We start from the raw sequence: 1984 nt of genomic DNA, 5'->3' as shown, positions 1-1984 counted from the left end.
GAGGCGCTGGCGGCGCGGGCGCAGAGCATGGACGAGTTGCGGGCCGTCATGGAGGCCTATGACGGCTGCGGGCTGAAGCTGCGCGCGACGCAATTGTGCTTCGCCGACGGCAATCCCGAGGCCGAGGTGATGCTGGTCGGCGAGGCGCCGGGCAGCGAGGAGGACCTGCAAGGCAAGCCGTTCGTGGGCAAGGCCGGCCAGTTGCTCGACCGCATGCTGGGCGCCATCGGGCTCGACCGTACCCGCGTCTTCATCGTCAATACCGTGCCATGGCGGCCGCCGGGCAACCGCGCGCCCTCCCCCGAGGAGATGGCGCAGTGCCGGCCCTTCCTGTTGCGGCAGATCGAGCTGGCGGCGCCGCGCCTGCTGGTGACGCTGGGCAACGTGCCGACCCGGGCCCTGTTCTCGACCGCGGCCGGCATCACCCGCATGCGCGGGCAGTGGCAGGAGCTGACGCTGGGCCGCCATCGGGTCCGGGCGCTGCCGACGCTGCACCCCGCCTACCTGCTGCGCCAGCCGGCGAGCAAGCAGCTGGCGTGGCGGGACATGCTGAGCCTCAAACGGGCGCTGGATGCGGAAAAATCGGCAAGGGATTGATCTCGTGCCCGAATTAAGTCTGAGTTGACGGGCAAGGGGTAGCCGCGACGCCGCGATGGCGGTGCGCATCCATCATTGCATCCACCGGACCCGGGCGCAGCAGGCGCGGGTCGTGCAGCGGCCCCAAGAAGGGCAGAAGGCGCCATGTCGTCCGTCGTCAAGATCTATGCCCTGTTCCTCGGTTCGGCGCTGCTGATGTTCGGCGGCGGGCTGCAGGGGCTGCTGCTCAGCGTGCGCGGGGCGCAGGAGAATTTCTCGCTCATGGCGCTGGGCCTGATCGGCACCGGCTGGTCGGTGGGGTTCGTCGCCGGCTCGATCACCGTGCCCATGCTGGTGCGGCGGGTCGGCCATATCCGCGCCTTCTCCATCATGGCGGCAATCGGCACCGTCACCATCCTGCTCAACCTGATGTGGATCAACGATATCGGCTGGATCGTGCTCAGGGCCTTCTCCGGCTTCTGCTTCGCCGGCGCGGCGATGATCGTGGAGAGCTGGCTCAACGAGGTCGCCGACAACCGCAGCCGCGGCACCATCTTCTCGATCTACGTGACCATCAACATGGCCGCCTCGACCATCGGCCAGCTGGCCATGTCGGTGACCGGCGTCACCGGCTACATCCCGTTCGTGGTCGGGGCGATCAGCTTCATCTGCGCCGTGCTGCCCACCGCCCTGACCTCGACGCCGCAGCCGCGGCCGCTGTCCTCGGCCAAGCTCGACGTGGCCCTGCTCTACCGGACCTCGCCGCTGGCGGTGATCGCCAGCTTCGCCTGCGGCATGGCCAACGGCACCTTCGGCACGCTGGCCCCGGTGTACGGCTACGCCCAGGGGCTCGACGCGGCCGGCATCGCCTTCCTGTTCTCGGTCACCGCCATTGTCGGGGCGGCGGCGCAGATCCCGTTCGGCCGGCTCTCCGACCGGATCGACCGGCGGCTGGTGATGATCGTCCTGAGCGGCGTCGCCACGCTGGCCGGCTTCCTCGCGGTAGTCAGCAACCCCGGCCCGGGGGCGTGGATGTATGTGCTGTTCGGGCTCTACGGCTTCGGCGCCTATCCGCTCTACGCCATCGCCGTGGCGCACGCCAACGACTTCGCCGAAGAAGGTAACTTCGCCAAGGTGGCGAGCGGCATGCTGCTCATCCTCGGCCTCGGGCTCGCCCTCGGGCCGATCCTGGGCTCATGGGTGATGAACGCGCTGGCGCCGGTCGGGCTGTTCATCGTCACCGCCACCTTCCACGGCGCGCTGGCAGTCACGGCGTTCCTGAGGATGAAGGTGCGGCCGGTGCGCGACGAGACGGGGCGCGTGCGCTTCCGCATCCTCAATGCCGAAAAGGGCGTGTCGCCGGGCACGGTCGAGCTCGACCCGCGCTCGGAAGAACACCAGGAGACAC

General features: G+C 69.2%; 2 protein-coding genes. Both read left to right on the top strand.

Annotated elements, in window-relative coordinates; translation table 11 throughout:
* A partial coding sequence (locus VGD93_RS06455) for a uracil-DNA glycosylase (protein WP_395010365.1) occupies positions 1-597 on the top strand: 597 nt, incomplete at its 5' end.
* Positions 598-741: 144 nt separating this feature from the next.
* Positions 742-1984 (top strand): MFS transporter (locus VGD93_RS06450; RefSeq protein ID WP_395010363.1); only part of this gene is annotated, 1243 nt, incomplete at its 3' end.

Origin of the sequence: Devosia sp., from assembly GCF_036406155.1 — a bacterium.
Classification (GTDB): domain Bacteria; phylum Pseudomonadota; class Alphaproteobacteria; order Rhizobiales; family Devosiaceae; genus Devosia_A.
The sequence above is the reverse complement of the archived record's forward strand: the minus strand, read 5'-3'. Positions and strand labels throughout refer to the sequence as shown.